Genomic DNA, 835 nt, shown 5'->3' with positions numbered 1-835 from the left:
GCAGCCGTCACGGCGGAAAGAGCGGCCTGTCTGATCCGGCCGTCTTCATGATCGAGAAGAACAAGAGCGGTCATGATCAGATTACCTTTGCTTCGTTACGCAGTTTCTCAACCAGCTCACTCACAGAGCCAACCTTCACACCCGCCTGACGCTGCGGCGGTTCCGCCACGGAGACGACGGTGAGGCGACGCGTCATATCCACACCCAGATCAGCCGCATTCAGCGTTTCAAGCGGCTTCTTGCGGGCTTTCATGATGTTGGGCAGCGAGGCATAGCGCGGTTCGTTCAGGCGCAGATCGGCAGTGATGATGGCGGGCAGCGTGAGAGAGACCTCTTCCGTCCCCCCGTCAATTTCACGGCTCACACGCACGGAGCCATCCGCAACATCCACCTTGCCGGCAAACGTGCCCTGCCCCCAGCCCAGAAGACCGGCCAGCATCTGGCCTGTGGCGTTCATGTCATCATCAATGGCCTGTTTGCCCAGAATCACCAGACTCGGTTCTTCCTTGGCCACAATCGCCTTGAGCACCTTGGCCACCGCCAGAGGTTCCGGGCTTTCTTCAGACAGAACCAGAATGGCGCGGTCCGCCCCCATGGCCATGGCTGTGCGCAGCGTATCCTGCGCCTGCTGCACACCAATGGACACAACGACAACTTCCGTCGCGACACCCTTCTCCTTCAGACGAATGGCTTCTTCAACCGCAATCTCGTCAAAAGGATTCATGGACATCTTCACGCCAGCAGTTTCAACACCGCTACCATCCGCCTTAACACGCGGCTTGATGTTGTAATCAACAACCCGTTTGACAGGTACTACAATCTTCATGGCTTCTTT

General features: G+C 57.6%; 1 protein-coding gene. It reads right to left on the bottom strand.

Features of this window, described 5'->3' with window-relative positions; translation table 11 throughout:
• Positions 1-76: 76 nt before the first annotated feature.
• On the bottom strand, positions 77-826 hold the full coding sequence (locus tag AD944_RS00170) for an electron transfer flavoprotein subunit beta/FixA family protein (RefSeq protein ID WP_045543147.1): 750 nt from the start codon (positions 824-826) through the stop codon (positions 77-79).
• Between the last annotated feature and the right edge of the window lie 9 nt (positions 827-835).

Source organism: Acetobacter tropicalis, assembly GCF_001580915.1.
GTDB lineage: Bacteria > Pseudomonadota > Alphaproteobacteria > Acetobacterales > Acetobacteraceae > Acetobacter > Acetobacter tropicalis.
This window is presented reverse-complemented; position numbering and strand designations above follow the sequence as displayed.

Bases quoted from the DNA above. Each gene is read 5' to 3' on its own strand.
- AD944_RS00170 (WP_045543147.1), bottom strand. From the start codon at position 826: ATGAAGATTGTAGTACCTGTCAAACGGGTTGTTGATTACAACATCAAG.